The sequence below is a fragment of the Haemophilus parainfluenzae genome, assembly GCF_014931415.1.
GTDB classification, from domain to species: Bacteria; Pseudomonadota; Gammaproteobacteria; order Enterobacterales; family Pasteurellaceae; genus Haemophilus_D; species Haemophilus_D parainfluenzae_AF.
Genome location: NZ_CP063121.1, coordinates 1,476,505 through 1,490,711, shown reverse-complemented (window position 1 = coordinate 1,490,711; position 14,207 = coordinate 1,476,505). Strand labels below are relative to the sequence as shown.

The window sequence follows — 14,207 nt, the reverse complement described above, 5'->3', positions numbered from 1 at the left end:
ATGGCTAATATTCTCTTTTTAGATAATTTCGATTCATTCACTTATAACTTAGTGGATCAATTCCGTGTGCTTGGGCATAACGTAAAAATTTATCGTAATGACACCAATTTAGAACAAGTGGTGCAAGAGGCATTAAATACACCGGATACGATTCTTGCACTTTCTCCTGGACCAGGTACTCCGGCAGAAGCAGGCATCTTGCTCCCACTCATTGAACGTTTAAAAAATGATGTGCCAATTATCGGGATTTGCTTGGGCCATCAAGCGCTTATTCAAGCCTTTGGTGGAGAGGTTGTACATGCAGGCGAAGTATTACATGGTAAAGTATCGCGCATTCAACACGATAACCAAGCCATGTTTAAAGACATTGCCAACCCAATGCCAGTGGCACGTTATCACTCTTTAATGGGTAAAAATCTGCCTGACGAATTTATTGTCAATGCAGATTACAATGGTATTGTGATGGCAATTCGTCATAAAACCTTGCCAATTTGTGCTTTCCAATTCCACCCAGAAAGCATCCTTACTGTGCAAGGTTCGAAATTATTACAACAATCTGTGGAATGGTTATTAAACAGAGATTAAGGAAGAAAAAAATGATTACCGTATATGGATTAAAAGAAACTCTTACCCCACGTCGTAAAGCTATTGCTAAGGCCATTTATGACAGCCTTAATTTAGGCTTGGATATTCCGCATGGCAAGCATACAATTCGATTCGAGTGTTTGGATAAAGAAGATTTTTTCTATCCAGAAGATCGTAGCGAAAACTATATCGCAATCGAAATTAATCTTATGCAGGGACGTTTAGAAGGAACTAAAAAACGTTTGATCAAAATGCTATTTAGCGAATTGGAATACAAAATAGGTATTAAATCCTATGATGTGGAAATCACCATTAAGGAACAACCGGCTCATTGTTGGGGCTTCCGAGGTATGACTGGTGATGAAGCTCGAGACTTAGTCTATGATCTTAACGTATAAGGAAGATTGATTATGCAAACAGCTCAATTATTAGAACAACTTTACAACGGAAAAACACTTAACAAAGAAGAAAGTGCGGTCATTTTTAATGCCATTATGCAAGGCGAACTCAATAATGAACAAATCGCTGCCATGCTGATTGCGTTAAAAGTACGTGGTGCCACTATTGATGAATTAAGTGGTGCGGTATCTGCGTCTTTGCAAAATGCCAAATCATTCCCTCGCCCTGACTACCCTTTTGCGGATATCGTGGGAACAGGTGGTGATGGTCAAAACACGATTAATATCTCTACGGCGAGTGCCATTGTTGCAGCCTCTATGGGGGCCAAAGTAGCCAAACATGGTAATCGCAGTGTATCAAGCAAATCCGGTGCCAGTGATGTATTAACTGCTCTCGGGGTGAATGTCAACGTCACGCCAGAACAAGCTCGCCAAGCACTTGACGATATTGGGGTATGTTTCTTATTTGCTCAACAATATCACAGTGGGTTTAAACATGTTGCCCCAGTTCGTGCGGCATTAAAAACACGTACGCTTTTTAATATTTTAGGTCCATTAATCAATCCAGCTCGCCCAACTTATCATTTACTTGGCGTGTATGCCCCTGAATTAGTGAAAACCTATGCAGAAACTGCTGTCGCATTAGGTCATCAACATACTTTTGTAGTTCATGGCGCGGGTCTAGATGAAGTCGCTGTACACGGCGAAACCCAAGTCGCTGAAATTAAAAACGGCAAAATTGACTACTTCACTTTAACCCCAGAAGACTTTGGTTTAAAAACACAATCTTTAGAAAGTTTACATGGTGGCGAACCACAAGAAAATGCCCAATATCTGACCGCACTTTTACAAGGTAAAGGCAAAGCGGAACACGCTAATGCGGTAGCGGCGAATGTGGCATTATTGCTGAAGTTATTTGGTCATGATGACTTAAAACAAAATGTTCAAAATGTATTGGCTCATCTTGCATCAGACAAAGCGTTTGAGACATTACAACATTTGACTAAATATTAAGATAAAGGCTGATTTGATAAGCCATAATAAGAAGAAAGATTATGATCACGCAAGATTTCACTAAACCAATTGACTCTGCGACGGTACTGCAAAAAATCGTCTTAGACAAAGCACAATGGGTTAAAGCAAAGGAAGCTGAATTTCCACTTTCACAATTTAAAGAAAACATTCAAAAATCTGACCGCTCTTTTTATGATGCATTGGCTAAAGGTACCCATCAAAAGCCCGCTTATATTTTGGAATGTAAGAAAGCGTCCCCTTCTAAAGGATTAATTCGTAATGAATTTAATTTAGATGAAATCGCCAATGTATATAAACATTATGCATCAGCTGTTTCTGTGCTAACGGATGAGAAATACTTCCAAGGTAAATTTGACTATTTGCCGCAAGTACGTGACGTTGTCTCACGACCTGTATTGTGTAAAGATTTTATGATCAGCGAATATCAGGTTTATCTCGCGCGCCACTATCAAGCTGATGCTATTTTGTTGATGCTTTCGGTAGTAAATGACGAAACCTATCGCGTACTAGCTGATCTGGCGCATTCTCTTGGCATGGGCGTATTGACAGAAACCAGCAATGAAAAAGAGTTTGAGCGTGCCCTTGCTTTAGGAGCAAAAATTATCGGCGTCAACAATCGTAATCTTCACGATCTCACCGTTGATTTAAACCGCGTGGTAGAACTCACACAAAAATATGCCGATCGCATTCCTGCTGATGCACGTATTATCAGCGAATCAGGGATTTATAATCACAGCCAAATTCGTGATTTGCAAAAAGTGGCACATGGCTTTTTAATTGGTAGTAGCCTAATGGGCAGTGCTGATTTAAATAATGCTGTGCGTGAAGTGATTTTTGGAGAAAATAAAGTATGCGGTTTAACTCGCACGCAAGATGTCAAAGAGGTTTACGCAAACGGAGCATTATACGGCGGCTTAATTTTCGTCGAACATTCAAAACGCTGTGTGAGCCTACGTCAAGCCCAAGAATTAGTGACAGCATCACCACTTCGTTTTGTGGGCGTATTCCAGAATCAAGAAATTGATTTTATTGTAAAAATCGCTAAACAATTGCAGCTTTATGCCGTTCAGCTACATGGTTCAGAAACCGCTGAATTTATTACCGAGCTCCGTCACCAACTGCCTGAAGAAATACAAATTTGGAAAGCCATTTCGGTGAATACTGAAGCACAAAGTGCGGTTGATTTTACTGATGATTTAAATATCACTCGCTATATTTTCGATAGCCAATCTGCTAATCAACAAGGTGGTACAGGAAAAACCTTTAATTGGTCACTCATTCCTGAAAACTTAAAGCACAAAATTATTTTGGCTGGTGGCATTTCACCTGACAATATTGAACAAGCCATTAAGCAAGGTTGCTTAGGGGTTGATCTCAATTCTGGTGTAGAAACTGCCGCTGGCGTGAAAGATAGCGAAAAAGTGCGGTCAGTTTTTAAGACGATTTTGTCAAATTAATCTGATTGCTAAGGGGACGTATTATGCAAAGAACAGCGTTAGTAACTGGCGCAACTGCCGGATTTGGTGCGGCAATTTGTCGCACACTCATTGAAAATGGCTATCGTGTAATTGGCACGGGGCGCCGCGTAGCTCGTTTGGAACAATTACAACAAGAATTAGGTGATAACTTCCATTTTCTTGCCTTTGATATTTCAGATCGCCAAGCAACAGAAGATGCGTTCCATTCTCTTCCCGCTAGTTGGCAATCCATTGATTTATTGGTGAATAATGCAGGATTAGCATTGGGCTTAGAAAGTGCAGATAAAGCGAGTTTAGACGATTGGATGCAAATGATTGATACCAATATTAAAGGTCTCGTCACCATCACTCGTCTTGTTTTACCACAAATGGTAGAACGCAATTCAGGCCATATTATTAATTTAGGATCAATTGCGGGGACTTATCCTTATCCAGGTGGCAATATATACGGTGGTACTAAAGCTTTTATCAAACAATTTAGTTTAAATCTTCGAGCCGATCTTGCAGGCACACAAATTCGCGTGACCAATGTTGAGCCAGGTCTTTGTGGTGGAACTGAATTTTCTAATGTTCGCTTTAAAGGTGATGATGCCCGAGCAGAAAAACTCTATGAAAATGTGGAATATGTCAATCCACAAGATATTGCTAATATTGTTCTATGGCTAAATCAACAACCTGAACATGTCAATATTAATCGCATTGAAGTGATGCCTACCGCACAAACCTTTGCACCACTTAATGTCGCAAGAATTCAAAAATAACAAGGAAATATTATGTCAGAAACCCTTTTAAACCCTTATTTCGGTGAATTTGGCGGAATGTACGTACCGGAAATTCTCGTACCGGTACTACAACAGCTAGAAAAAGCCTTTGTTGAAGCAAAAGACGATCCTGAATTCCAACGTGAATTTCAAGATTTACTTAAAAATTACGCGGGCAGACCAACCGCACTTACCCTTTGCCGTAATTTAACCAAAGGCACAAAAGCAAAAATTTATTTAAAACGTGAAGATTTACTTCACGGTGGTGCCCATAAAACCAACCAAGTGTTAGGTCAAATTTTATTGGCAAAACGCATGGGTAAAACACGCATTATCGCGGAAACCGGTGCGGGCCAACATGGTGTAGCAACAGCTCTAGCTTGTGCAATGTTAGATATGCCTTGCCGTGTTTATATGGGGGCAAAAGACGTAGAACGCCAATCACCAAACGTCTTCCGTATGCGTTTAATGGGCGCAGAAGTGATTCCTGTACAAAAAGGTTCTTGCTCATTGAAAGATGCGTGTTGTGAAGCAATGCGTGATTGGTCAGCTAATTATGAAAATACCCATTATTTATTGGGTACGGCGGCAGGTCCTCATCCATTCCCAACCATTGTGCGTGAATTCCAAAAAATGATTGGTGAAGAAACTAAACGTCAAATTTTAGAAAAAGAAGGTCGCTTACCGGATGCTGTTATTGCTGCAGTCGGTGGTGGTTCGAATGCCATTGGTATGTTTACCGATTTTATTGATGAAAAAGGCGTACGCTTAATTGGCGTAGAACCTGCTGGTCATGGTATCGAAAGTGGTGAACATGGTGCACCATTAGGTCATGCAAAAGTCGGTATTTATTTCGGTATGAAATCACCTTTAATGCAAACTGAAGATGGTCAAGTGGAAGAATCCTACTCTATTTCTGCGGGATTAGACTTCCCTTCTGTAGGCCCACAACATGCTTACTTGCAAAGTATTGGTCGTGCAGAATACCCAAGCATTACAGATGATGAAGCGTTAAATGCTTTCCAAGAATTAGCAAAACATGAAGGGATTATTCCTGCATTGGAAAGTTCGCATGCATTAGCACACGCATTAAAAATGGTTCATCAAGAACCGAATAAAGAACAAATTTTAGTGGTGAATCTCTCTGGTCGTGGTGATAAAGATATTTTCACCGTTGATAAAGTTTTAAAAGAAAAAGGAATGCAATAATGAGCCGTTTTGAAACTAAATTTGCAGAACTTGCAGCGAAAAAAGAAGGGGCTTTTGTACCTTTCGTGACATTATGCGATCCAACATTTGATCGCTCTTTTGAAATTATTTGCACGTTAGTCGAAAATGGCGCAGATGCTTTGGAATTAGGTTTTCCATTTTCTGATCCACTATTAGACGGTCCCGTTATCCAGGCAGCTAATAACCGTGCACTCAATGCTGGCCATAGCACTGAAGACAGCTTTAAATTACTCGCTAAAGTGCGGTCAAAATATCCAGAAATTCCGATTAGCTTACTCCTTTGTGCGAATTTAATTTTTGCAAAAGGCTTAGATAATTTCTATCAACGTTGTGCAGAAGTCGGTGTAGATGCGGTTTTAGTGGCAGATATTCCACTATTGGCAAAAGAAGACTATATTCAAGCCGCTAAAAAGCATGGCATTCAACCTGTCTTTATTTGCCCACCAAATGCTGATGCCAAAACGGTACAAGGCGTTGCTGAAAATAGCGAAGGTTATACCTATTTAGTTTCTCGTGCAGGTGTAACAAGTGCGGAAAACCAAGCTCACGCTGCGAACTTAGATACACTCGTAGAACAACTTAAAGCCCATAAGGCTCCACCAATTCTACAAGGTTTTGGTATTGCTCAACCAGCTCAAGTGAAAGAAGCCCTTCAACTGGGTGCAACAGGCGCAATTTCAGGCTCTGCAACGGTAAAAATCATTGAACGAAACTTAGATAATCAGGCTCAATGCTTATCTGAACTTGCCGAATTTGTTCGCAATATGAAAACGGCAACAAAATAATTAATAAAAAAGTGCGGTTAAAATTAACCGCACTTTTATTTTTCTTTCATTAATCCACAATTCGTAAATGAGATGCTGACTTCTGTGGTTTCTTTTCTGTCTTAGGCTTATCTACCGCTTCAGCAAAACTTAATGGCTGTTCTGATGTCGGCTCACGATTGAGTTCATCGTAAATTTCTTCAGGCTCAAACATAACGCCATCACCATTTTCACGCGCATAAATGGCTAAAGCGGCGCCCATTGGAATATATAACTCACGAGCCACACCTTGGAAACGTGCATTAAACTGAATAAAGTCATTGGTTAATTGCAAATTCCCAGTCGCCCCTGCTGAAAGATTTAAGACGATTTGCCCATCTTTCACGTATTCTACAGGCACATTGGTACCATAATAATTAGCATCCACCACTAAATATGGGGTGAAATCGTTATCCACTAGCCAATCATAATAGGCTCTTAGTAAATAAGGGCGTTTTGGAGAAGGTGTGTGGGTCATTATTTATCATCCATTAAATTTTTAGGTGCAGCTTCACCTACAGATTGTAAAAATGAATCACGGCTAAATACACGATCCATATAGCCTTTGATTGCTTTGCTTCCTGTACCACTGAATTCAACGCCCATATTACGTAGTTTCCATAATAATGGTGCAACATAGCAGTCAACCAAGCCAAACTCTTCGCTCATAAAATAAGGAGTTTGTTGGAAGATAACTGATACCGCTAACAATTCTTCTTTTAACTGTTTTAACGCTTCTTCACGTTCAACTTCTGTGCCTTTTTCAGCAATTTCTAATGTTGGGTACCAATCTTGTTCTATACGTAACATTAAAAGACGGCTTTTCGCTCGAGAAACGGGATAAACTGGCATAAGTGGAGGATGTGGAAAACGCTCATCAAGATATTCCATAATAATGCGTGAGCTGAATAATACTAAATCACGATCCACCAATGTTGGTAATGTGCCATAAGGATTTAATTCCATTAAATCTTCTGATAATGCTTGCAAATCAACTTCTTCGTTTTCGTAAGCAACACCTTTTTCAGCTAAGACAATTTTTACCTGATGGCAGTAAATGTCATTTTTATTTGAAAAAAGAGTCATTACTGAACGTTTACTTGATGCATTGGACATTTATTCCTCCGAAGATCCAAAATAATCTATATACTTCTACTAAAAGTGGGCGATTATTTTAACATAACCGAGAGCCAAATTGCCAATATTTTCTTATTTTCTTTTTAAAATCAATTAATTACAAACAATAAACAAGAAATCAAAGAGAGGTAATTTTAAATTAATTTGTTTTTACAGACATAAAAAAAGCAGAGATTGCTCTCTGCTTTCTTGAAACGATAATAAAAAATTAACGTTTGGAGTATTGTGGACGACGACGTGCTTTGTGTAAACCAACTTTTTTACGTTCAACGCGACGTGCGTCACGAGTAACGAAGCCAGCTGCACGAAGAGCAGGACGTAAAGTCTCATCATATTCCATTAATGCACGAGTGATACCGTGACGGATTGCACCCGCTTGACCAGAAATACCACCACCTTTAACAGTGATGTATAGGTCTAATTTATCAGTTAATTCCACTAATTCTAACGGTTGACGTACGATCATACGAGCTGTTTCGCGACCGAAATATACGTCTAATTCACGTTGGTTGATAGTGATTTTACCACTGCCCGGTTTGATAAATACACGAGCTGAAGAGCTTTTGCGGCGACCAGTGCCGTAGTTTTGATTCTCTGCCATTTCCTAAACCTCGTGATTAAATGTCTAATACTTGTGGTTGTTGTGCTGCGTGTTGGTGTTCTGCACCCGCATACACTTTTAATTTACGGAACATTGCACGGCCTAATGGACCTTTTGGCAACATACCTTTAACCGCAATTTCAATCACCGCTTCAGGACGGCGAGCGATCATTTCTTTGAAAGTCGCTTGTTTGATACCACCTACATAGCCAGTGTGCCAGTAGTAAAGTTTATCTGTTTCTTTACGACCAGTTACTGCCACTTTGTCTGCGTTGATAACGATGATGTAATCACCAGTATCTACGTGTGGAGTGTACTCAGCCTTGTGTTTACCACGAAGACAGCGTGCTAATTCAGTAGCTAAACGACCTAAAGTTTTACCTGTCGCATCTACCACATACCAGTCACGTTTTACTGTTTCCGGTTTTGCTACAAAAGTTTTCATTAATTAATTACCAAAATATAAGTTTGATACCCAGTGTTCCATATTAATTGAAACACAACCATTAATCTTAATCGCCACCCCTTCGAGTGTGATCTTGATAAAATAATGCACGGTGGGAATCCGTGCATTTACAGGGTCGGCGTATTATACCTATTTTTAGAAAAAATGCTAACTTTTTGTGCAAATAAATTGATTTTCTTTTAAAATACAACGCACAACAAACAATCATTAATTTCATTCATTATTTTGATGAAATCATTGAAATTGACGCATATTAGTTCTTATCTTATGATAAGCGCATTCTAATAAAAAATGTAAGAAGGCACGCTATGAGCTACGCAAACGAAATTAACACTTTAAATCAACATCTTGCTGATACTAACAAAAAAATTAATGTCTCCTTTGAATTCTTTCCGCCTAAAAATGAAAAAATGGAAAGCATGCTTTGGGATTCCATTCATCGCTTAAAAGTATTAAATCCTAAATTTGTTTCCGTCACCTATGGCGCAAACTCTGGCGAACGTGATCGTACACATAGCATCGTGAAAGCCATTAAAGCAGAAACAGGTATAGAAGCTGCACCACATTTAACGGGTATTGATGCCACACCTGAAGAATTAAAAGAAATTGCAAAAGATTATTGGGATAGCGGTATTCGTCGCATTGTAGCTTTACGCGGTGATGAGCCAAAAGGCTATGCTAAAAAACCTTTCTATGCGGCTGATTTAGTTGAACTACTCCGCTCTGTAGCAGATTTTGATATCTCAGTTGCAGCATATCCTGAAGTTCACCCTGAAGCAAAATCAGCACAAGCAGATTTAATCAATTTGAAACGTAAAATTGATGCAGGTGCTAATCATGTCATTACTCAATTCTTCTTTGATATTGATAGTTATCTTCGCTTCCGAGACCGCTGTGCATCCATTGGTATTGAGGCTGAAATTGTTCCGGGTATTCTACCTGTCACTAACTTCAAACAACTTCAAAAAATGGCATCATTTACGAATGTAAAAATTCCAGCATGGTTGGCTAAAGCGTATGAAGGATTAGATGATGATCCTACTACTCGCAATCTCGTCGCAGCGAGTGTGGCAATGGATATGGTAAAAATCCTTTCTCGTGAAGGCGTAAATGACTTCCACTTCTACACATTAAATCGTAGTGAACTCACTTATGCGATTTGCCACACATTAGGCATTCGCCCTACAACAAATCCATAAAGAAAAAGTGCGGTTTAAAATTAACCGCACTTTTTTATTTCCACTATACTCGTCTAACTTGCCAAAAAGCTTTTTTCCAATAAGGGCTATTCATCGAAGAATAAATCACGCCACCTTTAGTTGAAGCGTGTAAAAATTTATCTTCTTTCACATAAATCCCCACATGATAGCCATTTGGTCCGCGTCCCGTTTTAAAGAAAATTAAATCGCCTGTTTGGATATCTTCTTTACGAACAAGTTTTCCGTAACCCGCTTGATCTTTCGTTGTTCGAGGAAGGTTGATATTAAAACGATCAATAAAGGTCTTTTGCACAAAACCAGAACAATCAATACCACCACGAGACTGCCCACCTAACACATAAGGTGTACCCGCCCATTCATATTGTTGTTCACTTAACATAGCAATCGCTATAATCGGATCTCCAATCTGACCTTTATAGTTCATAGCATATTCTTCACGAACACCACTTGAACAAGCAAAAAGCAAAAAACTTCCTGCGACTAAAAAAGCACATTTAATCTTATTCATGTTCAATCCTGACAAAAGTGCGGTCAAAAACGACCGCACTTTTATTACTATTGTTTTGACTTGGTATTTTCCACGCGAGCACGTAATTTCTGCCCTGGCTTGAATGCCACTACACGGCGCGCAGAAACAGGAATGCTTTCACCTGTTTTTGGATTACGCCCTGGACGGGAAGCTTTATTACGAAGTTCAAAATTACCAAAACCGGATAATTTCACTTCACCACCAGATTCTAACGATAAACGAATTTCCTCAAAAAAGTCTTCCACTAATGCTTTAGCTTCCGCTTTTTGTAATTGATACTTATCTAATAAGTATTCAGTAATATCAATTTTTGTAATCGTTGCCATGTTAGTCTCCTGTTTAGTCTCTAAGCTCCGCATTAAAGCGTTGTTTAACTTCGTTTAATACAGCAGAGATTACCGCATTAATCTCATCATCTTCAAGCGTTTTTTCATTATCTTGAATGGTTAAACTAATTGCTAAGCTCTTATGTCCGCTAGCAACGCCAATGCCTTGATATACGTCGAATAAATTGACTTGTGTTAATTTTTCTCCGCCGGCTTGTTTACATGCATCAATAATATCGCCTGCAGGGACATTATCTGAAACAACTAAAGCTAAGTCACGACGGTTCGCAGGGAATTTTGAAATCTCTTTGGCTTGAACCACACGACGATTTGCAATGGCATCCCATAAAATTTCAAAAACAACCGCTTTGCCATTTAATCCTAGTTTTTGAGCAATAAGTGGATGAATAGTTCCAATAAAACCAATTTCTTTTCCATCTAATTCAATTGCAGCAGATTGACCTGGGTGCAAGGCACTGTATGCTTTTGCCACGAATTTAACTCGATTCCCCACTTCGGTAAGAGAAAGAATACTTTCTAAATCACCTTTAAGATCAAAGAAATCAACCGTTTCTGCTTTACCTGTCCAACATTCTGATTTTGCTGTACCGGTAATCACACCTGCAAGAACAAATTCTTGGCGCACACCAAATTCTGCATTGGCATCAGGAACAAAACGTAATCCCGTTTCAAATAAACGCACGCGGTTTTGTTGACGATTTTGGTTGTATAGTACTGCACCGAGTAATCCACTTAACAATGAAACGCGCATAGCTGACATTTCAACTGAAATTGGATTTGGTAATACAAGTACTTCAATTTCTGGATGAAGTAAAGTTTGTACTTTTGGATCAACGAAGCTATAAGTAATCGCCTCTTGATAATCTGCATCCACAAGAGCGGTTTTAATTCGGCTTAAATCTAAATCAGACTCTTTATGCTCACGCATACGAAGATGTGCTAATGGTGCATTATTTGGAATGCTGTTATAGCCATAAATACGTGCGACTTCTTCAATGAGATCTTCTTCGATTTCAATATCAAAACGCCAGCTTGCTGAAGTTACAGTCCAAACACCATTAGCATATTTCACCGCAAAACCTAAACGCTCAAAAATCTCGGTCACGGTTTCAGTTTCGATATGATGTCCTAATAAGCTATCTAATTTTTCACGACGTAAAGTGACTTCATTGACTTTTGGTAAATATTGCTCACTCACCACTTCACAAATTTCGCCTGCTTCACCGCCACAAATCTCAAGTAACAATGCTGTTGCACGTTCCATTGCGTGACGTTGTAGCGTAAAATCAACACCGCGTTCAAAACGATGTGAAGAATCAGTGTGTAAACCGTATTGTCTTGCACGTCCCGCAATCGCTAGTGGTGCAAAGAATGCTGCTTCTAAAATTACATCTTTTGTTGTTTCAGCATCAACACCGCTAGCTTGACCACCAAAGATACCTGCCATTGCTAATGGACCAGTTTGGTCTGCAATCACTAAAGTATTCGGTTGTAATTTTGCGGTTGTACCATCTAATAAAACAAGTTCTTCGCCGTTATTGGCTAAACGTACTTGAACAGGTTGAGATACTTTTGATGCATCAAAAGCATGCATTGGTTGACCTAATTCAAGTAAAACATAGTTGGTAATATCCACAATAGGATCGATAGAACGAATACCACAACGACGTAATTTTTCTTGTAACCAAATTGGTGATTGCGCTTTAACATTCACATTTTTCACCACGCGCAATAAATAACGAGGGCATGCTTCTGGCGCTTTTAATTCAATTTGAACTTTATCTGAAATCGTTGCAGGTACGGTATCAAAGTGCGGTTGATTAACAACTTGTTTATTCACCACACCAACTTCACGTGCAACACCTGCAATACTTAAACAATCTGCACGGTTTGGCGTTAAGCTGATTTCAATTGCTTTATCATCTAAATCTAAATATTCACGTAGATTTGTACCTACTGGTGCATCTAACGGTAGCTCAATAATACCATCTGCATCTACATCAATGCCTAATTCAGAGAATGAACAAAGCATCCCTTCTGAAGGTTGGCCACGTAATTTAGTCTTCTTAATTTTAAAATCACCAGGTAATACCGCACCTTCAGTTGCACATGCCACTTTTAAACCTTGACGGCAATTTGGTGCACCACAAACGATATCTAATAAACGGTCGCCACCAACATTTACTTTAGTGACTCGTAATTTGTCTGCATCTGGGTGTTGAGCACATTCAACAACTTCACCTACAACCACACCGGTAAAGTCACCAGCTACCTTTTCAACGCCATCTACTTCTAAGCCAAGCATCGTGATTTGATCACATAACTGCTCTGTTGAAATTGATGGATTAACCCATTCTCTCACCCAATTTTCGCTAAATTTCATTATCTCTGTATCCTTTATTGATGAACGTGTTACGTTCTAAATTAATCATTATCGTCAATTTAACCTTAACCAAACGGTTAATTACTTAAATTGTTTTAAAAAACGTAAGTCGTTTTCAAAGAATGAACGTAAATCTGTGACGTTGTAGCGTAACATGGTTAAACGCTCAACCCCCATGCCTACTGCGAAGCCAGAATATTCATTTGGATCAATACCTACGTTACGTAACACATTAGGATGCACCATACCACAACCTAGTACTTCTAACCATTTACCATTTTTACCCATTACATCAACTTCTGCAGAAGGTTCAGTAAATGGGAAATAAGAAGGACGGAAACGAACTTGTAAATCCTCTTCAAAAAATGCACGTAAGAAATCGTGTAATAAGCCTTTTAACTCGGTGAAGTTTGCTTTTTTATCTACATAAAGCAATTCAATTTGATGGAACATTGGTGTGTGCGTTTGATCGTAGTCGTTACGATATACACGACCTGGCGCCATAATACGAATAGGAGGCTGCATTTTTTCCATGGTACGAATTTGTACACCAGAGGTTTGTGTACGAAGTAATAACTCAGGATTAAACCAGAATGTATCGTGATCAGCACGTGCTGGGTGATGTTTAGGGATATTTAATGCATCGAAATTGTAATAATCACTTTCAATTTCGGGACCGGTTTCCACAGAAAAACCTAACTCTGAAAAGAATTTTGTTACGCGATTGATGGTAATGGTCACTGGGTGTAAACCACCAGTTTCTGTTTTACGACCTGGAAGGCTCACATCAATACGTTCTTTCTCTAATTTCGCATTGAGTTCAGCTTGCTCCCATTCTGCTTTTTTAGCATTTAAAAAATCTAACGCAGCTTGTTTCGCTTCATTGATTTTAGCGCCCATTGCGGGACGCTCTTCCGCTGCAACATTACGCAATTCCTGCATAAGTTGGGTAAAATGCCCTTTTTTACCAAAATATTCCACACGAATTTCATCTAATGTGGTTAAACTTTTATTTTCGATTTGTTCAATCGCCGATTTTGCTTTCTCAACAAGATCTTTCAGATGTTGCATAGTTTCCCCTGATTATCTTTTCTAACTAAAATACACCTAATGATAATACTAACTCATTAAAAAATCACGCGTTTATTAGTGAATTGATGTTTCAGAGGAAAAATGACAAAAATTTTTGCTATTTTTTGAGATATATCACAGTAATTTTTAACACTTTCGTTAG

Annotated in this window: 16 protein-coding genes; 8 read left to right on the top strand and 8 right to left on the bottom strand. The window is 39.0% G+C overall.

Annotation, left to right across the window (positions count from 1 at the left end):
• From INP93_RS07340 to trpA, 7 genes are read left to right on the top strand one after another with little or no spacing between them, the layout of a single operon-like run.
• Nucleotides 1-585, top strand: coding sequence for an aminodeoxychorismate/anthranilate synthase component II (locus tag INP93_RS07340; protein ID WP_005697516.1), 585 nt, complete (start codon nt 1-3; stop codon nt 583-585).
• An 11-nt stretch (nt 586-596) separates the two neighbouring features.
• A complete protein-coding gene (locus INP93_RS07335; RefSeq protein WP_049380813.1) occupies nt 597-983 on the top strand; it encodes a tautomerase family protein in 387 nt (128 codons plus the stop codon).
• A 12-nt stretch (nt 984-995) separates the two neighbouring features.
• A complete protein-coding gene (gene trpD / locus INP93_RS07330; protein WP_197544533.1) occupies nt 996-1,997 on the top strand; it encodes an anthranilate phosphoribosyltransferase in 1,002 nt (333 codons plus the stop codon).
• A gap of 41 nt (nt 1,998-2,038) precedes the next feature.
• Nucleotides 2,039-3,475: a bifunctional indole-3-glycerol-phosphate synthase TrpC/phosphoribosylanthranilate isomerase TrpF gene (gene trpCF, locus INP93_RS07325; RefSeq protein WP_197544532.1), complete on the top strand. Its 1,437-nt coding sequence runs from the start codon at nt 2,039-2,041 to the stop codon at nt 3,473-3,475.
• Between the two features lie 23 nt (nt 3,476-3,498).
• Entirely contained in the window at nt 3,499-4,257 is a 759-nt protein-coding gene (locus INP93_RS07320; RefSeq protein ID WP_197544531.1) for an SDR family oxidoreductase, read from the top strand.
• Nucleotides 4,258-4,269: 12 nt separating this feature from the next.
• Nucleotides 4,270-5,466, top strand: a complete 1,197-nt coding sequence (gene trpB / locus INP93_RS07315; RefSeq protein WP_049363546.1) for a tryptophan synthase subunit beta — start codon at nt 4,270-4,272, stop codon at nt 5,464-5,466.
• Complete coding sequence (gene trpA, locus INP93_RS07310) at nt 5,466-6,272, top strand: tryptophan synthase subunit alpha (RefSeq protein WP_197544530.1); 807 nt, start codon at nt 5,466-5,468, stop codon at nt 6,270-6,272. The genes trpB and trpA overlap by 1 nt, the downstream gene beginning before the upstream one ends.
• Before the next feature lie 49 nt (nt 6,273-6,321).
• On the opposite strand, the gene INP93_RS07305 is transcribed toward trpA, so the two are convergent.
• The 4 genes from INP93_RS07305 to rplM form a co-directional block, all read right to left on the bottom strand.
• Nucleotides 6,322-6,768, bottom strand: coding sequence for a ClpXP protease specificity-enhancing factor (locus INP93_RS07305; RefSeq protein WP_197544529.1), 447 nt, complete (start codon nt 6,766-6,768; stop codon nt 6,322-6,324).
• Nucleotides 6,768-7,406 (bottom strand): stringent starvation protein SspA, encoded by a 639-nt coding sequence (gene sspA / locus INP93_RS07300; RefSeq protein WP_005696172.1) that lies wholly within the window; start codon nt 7,404-7,406, stop codon nt 6,768-6,770. Before sspA ends, INP93_RS07305 begins: the two co-directional genes overlap by 1 nt.
• A gap of 229 nt (nt 7,407-7,635) precedes the next feature.
• Nucleotides 7,636-8,028, bottom strand: coding sequence for a 30S ribosomal protein S9 (rpsI, locus tag INP93_RS07295; RefSeq protein WP_005696173.1), 393 nt, complete (start codon nt 8,026-8,028; stop codon nt 7,636-7,638).
• A gap of 16 nt (nt 8,029-8,044) precedes the next feature.
• Nucleotides 8,045-8,473, bottom strand: a complete 429-nt coding sequence (gene rplM / locus INP93_RS07290; protein ID WP_197544528.1) for a 50S ribosomal protein L13 — start codon at nt 8,471-8,473, stop codon at nt 8,045-8,047.
• A 329-nt stretch (nt 8,474-8,802) separates the two neighbouring features.
• Here rplM and metF point away from each other — a divergent pair, with 329 nt between their 5' ends.
• Entirely contained in the window at nt 8,803-9,693 is an 891-nt protein-coding gene (gene metF / locus INP93_RS07285; protein WP_005697527.1) for a methylenetetrahydrofolate reductase, read from the top strand.
• A gap of 43 nt (nt 9,694-9,736) precedes the next feature.
• On the opposite strand, the gene INP93_RS07280 is transcribed toward metF, so the two are convergent.
• The 4 genes from INP93_RS07280 to pheS form a co-directional block, all read right to left on the bottom strand.
• Nucleotides 9,737-10,222 carry a C40 family peptidase gene (locus tag INP93_RS07280; RefSeq protein WP_005696176.1) on the bottom strand — a complete coding sequence of 162 codons (486 nt, stop codon included), beginning with the start codon at nt 10,220-10,222 and terminating at the stop codon, nt 9,737-9,739.
• Between the two features lie 47 nt (nt 10,223-10,269).
• Nucleotides 10,270-10,569 (bottom strand): integration host factor subunit alpha, encoded by a 300-nt coding sequence (locus INP93_RS07275; RefSeq protein ID WP_197544527.1) that lies wholly within the window; start codon nt 10,567-10,569, stop codon nt 10,270-10,272.
• A 13-nt stretch (nt 10,570-10,582) separates the two neighbouring features.
• A complete protein-coding gene (pheT, locus tag INP93_RS07270; RefSeq protein ID WP_197544526.1) occupies nt 10,583-12,973 on the bottom strand; it encodes a phenylalanine--tRNA ligase subunit beta in 2,391 nt (796 codons plus the stop codon).
• Between the two features lie 81 nt (nt 12,974-13,054).
• Nucleotides 13,055-14,044 (bottom strand): phenylalanine--tRNA ligase subunit alpha, encoded by a 990-nt coding sequence (pheS, locus tag INP93_RS07265; protein ID WP_049365446.1) that lies wholly within the window; start codon nt 14,042-14,044, stop codon nt 13,055-13,057.
• Between the last annotated feature and the right edge of the window lie 163 nt (nt 14,045-14,207).

Excerpts from the sequence above, each read along its gene's own strand:
- INP93_RS07340 (WP_005697516.1), top strand. The coding sequence starts at position 1 with ATGGCTAATATTCTCTTTTTAGATAATTTCGATTCATTCACTTATAAC.
- INP93_RS07335 (WP_049380813.1), top strand. The coding sequence starts at position 597 with ATGATTACCGTATATGGATTAAAAGAAACTCTTACCCCACGTCGTAAA.
- trpD (WP_197544533.1), top strand. The coding sequence starts at position 996 with ATGCAAACAGCTCAATTATTAGAACAACTTTACAACGGAAAAACACTT.
- trpCF (WP_197544532.1), top strand. The coding sequence starts at position 2,039 with ATGATCACGCAAGATTTCACTAAACCAATTGACTCTGCGACGGTACTG.
- INP93_RS07320 (WP_197544531.1), top strand. The coding sequence starts at position 3,499 with ATGCAAAGAACAGCGTTAGTAACTGGCGCAACTGCCGGATTTGGTGCG.
- trpB (WP_049363546.1), top strand. The coding sequence starts at position 4,270 with ATGTCAGAAACCCTTTTAAACCCTTATTTCGGTGAATTTGGCGGAATG.
- trpA (WP_197544530.1), top strand. The coding sequence starts at position 5,466 with ATGAGCCGTTTTGAAACTAAATTTGCAGAACTTGCAGCGAAAAAAGAA.
- INP93_RS07305 (WP_197544529.1), bottom strand. The coding sequence starts at position 6,768 with ATGACCCACACACCTTCTCCAAAACGCCCTTATTTACTAAGAGCCTAT.
- sspA (WP_005696172.1), bottom strand. The coding sequence starts at position 7,406 with ATGTCCAATGCATCAAGTAAACGTTCAGTAATGACTCTTTTTTCAAAT.
- rpsI (WP_005696173.1), bottom strand. The coding sequence starts at position 8,028 with ATGGCAGAGAATCAAAACTACGGCACTGGTCGCCGCAAAAGCTCTTCA.
- rplM (WP_197544528.1), bottom strand. The coding sequence starts at position 8,473 with ATGAAAACTTTTGTAGCAAAACCGGAAACAGTAAAACGTGACTGGTAT.
- metF (WP_005697527.1), top strand. The coding sequence starts at position 8,803 with ATGAGCTACGCAAACGAAATTAACACTTTAAATCAACATCTTGCTGAT.
- INP93_RS07280 (WP_005696176.1), bottom strand. The coding sequence starts at position 10,222 with ATGAATAAGATTAAATGTGCTTTTTTAGTCGCAGGAAGTTTTTTGCTT.
- INP93_RS07275 (WP_197544527.1), bottom strand. The coding sequence starts at position 10,569 with ATGGCAACGATTACAAAAATTGATATTACTGAATACTTATTAGATAAG.
- pheT (WP_197544526.1), bottom strand. The coding sequence starts at position 12,973 with ATGAAATTTAGCGAAAATTGGGTGAGAGAATGGGTTAATCCATCAATT.
- pheS (WP_049365446.1), bottom strand. The coding sequence starts at position 14,044 with ATGCAACATCTGAAAGATCTTGTTGAGAAAGCAAAATCGGCGATTGAA.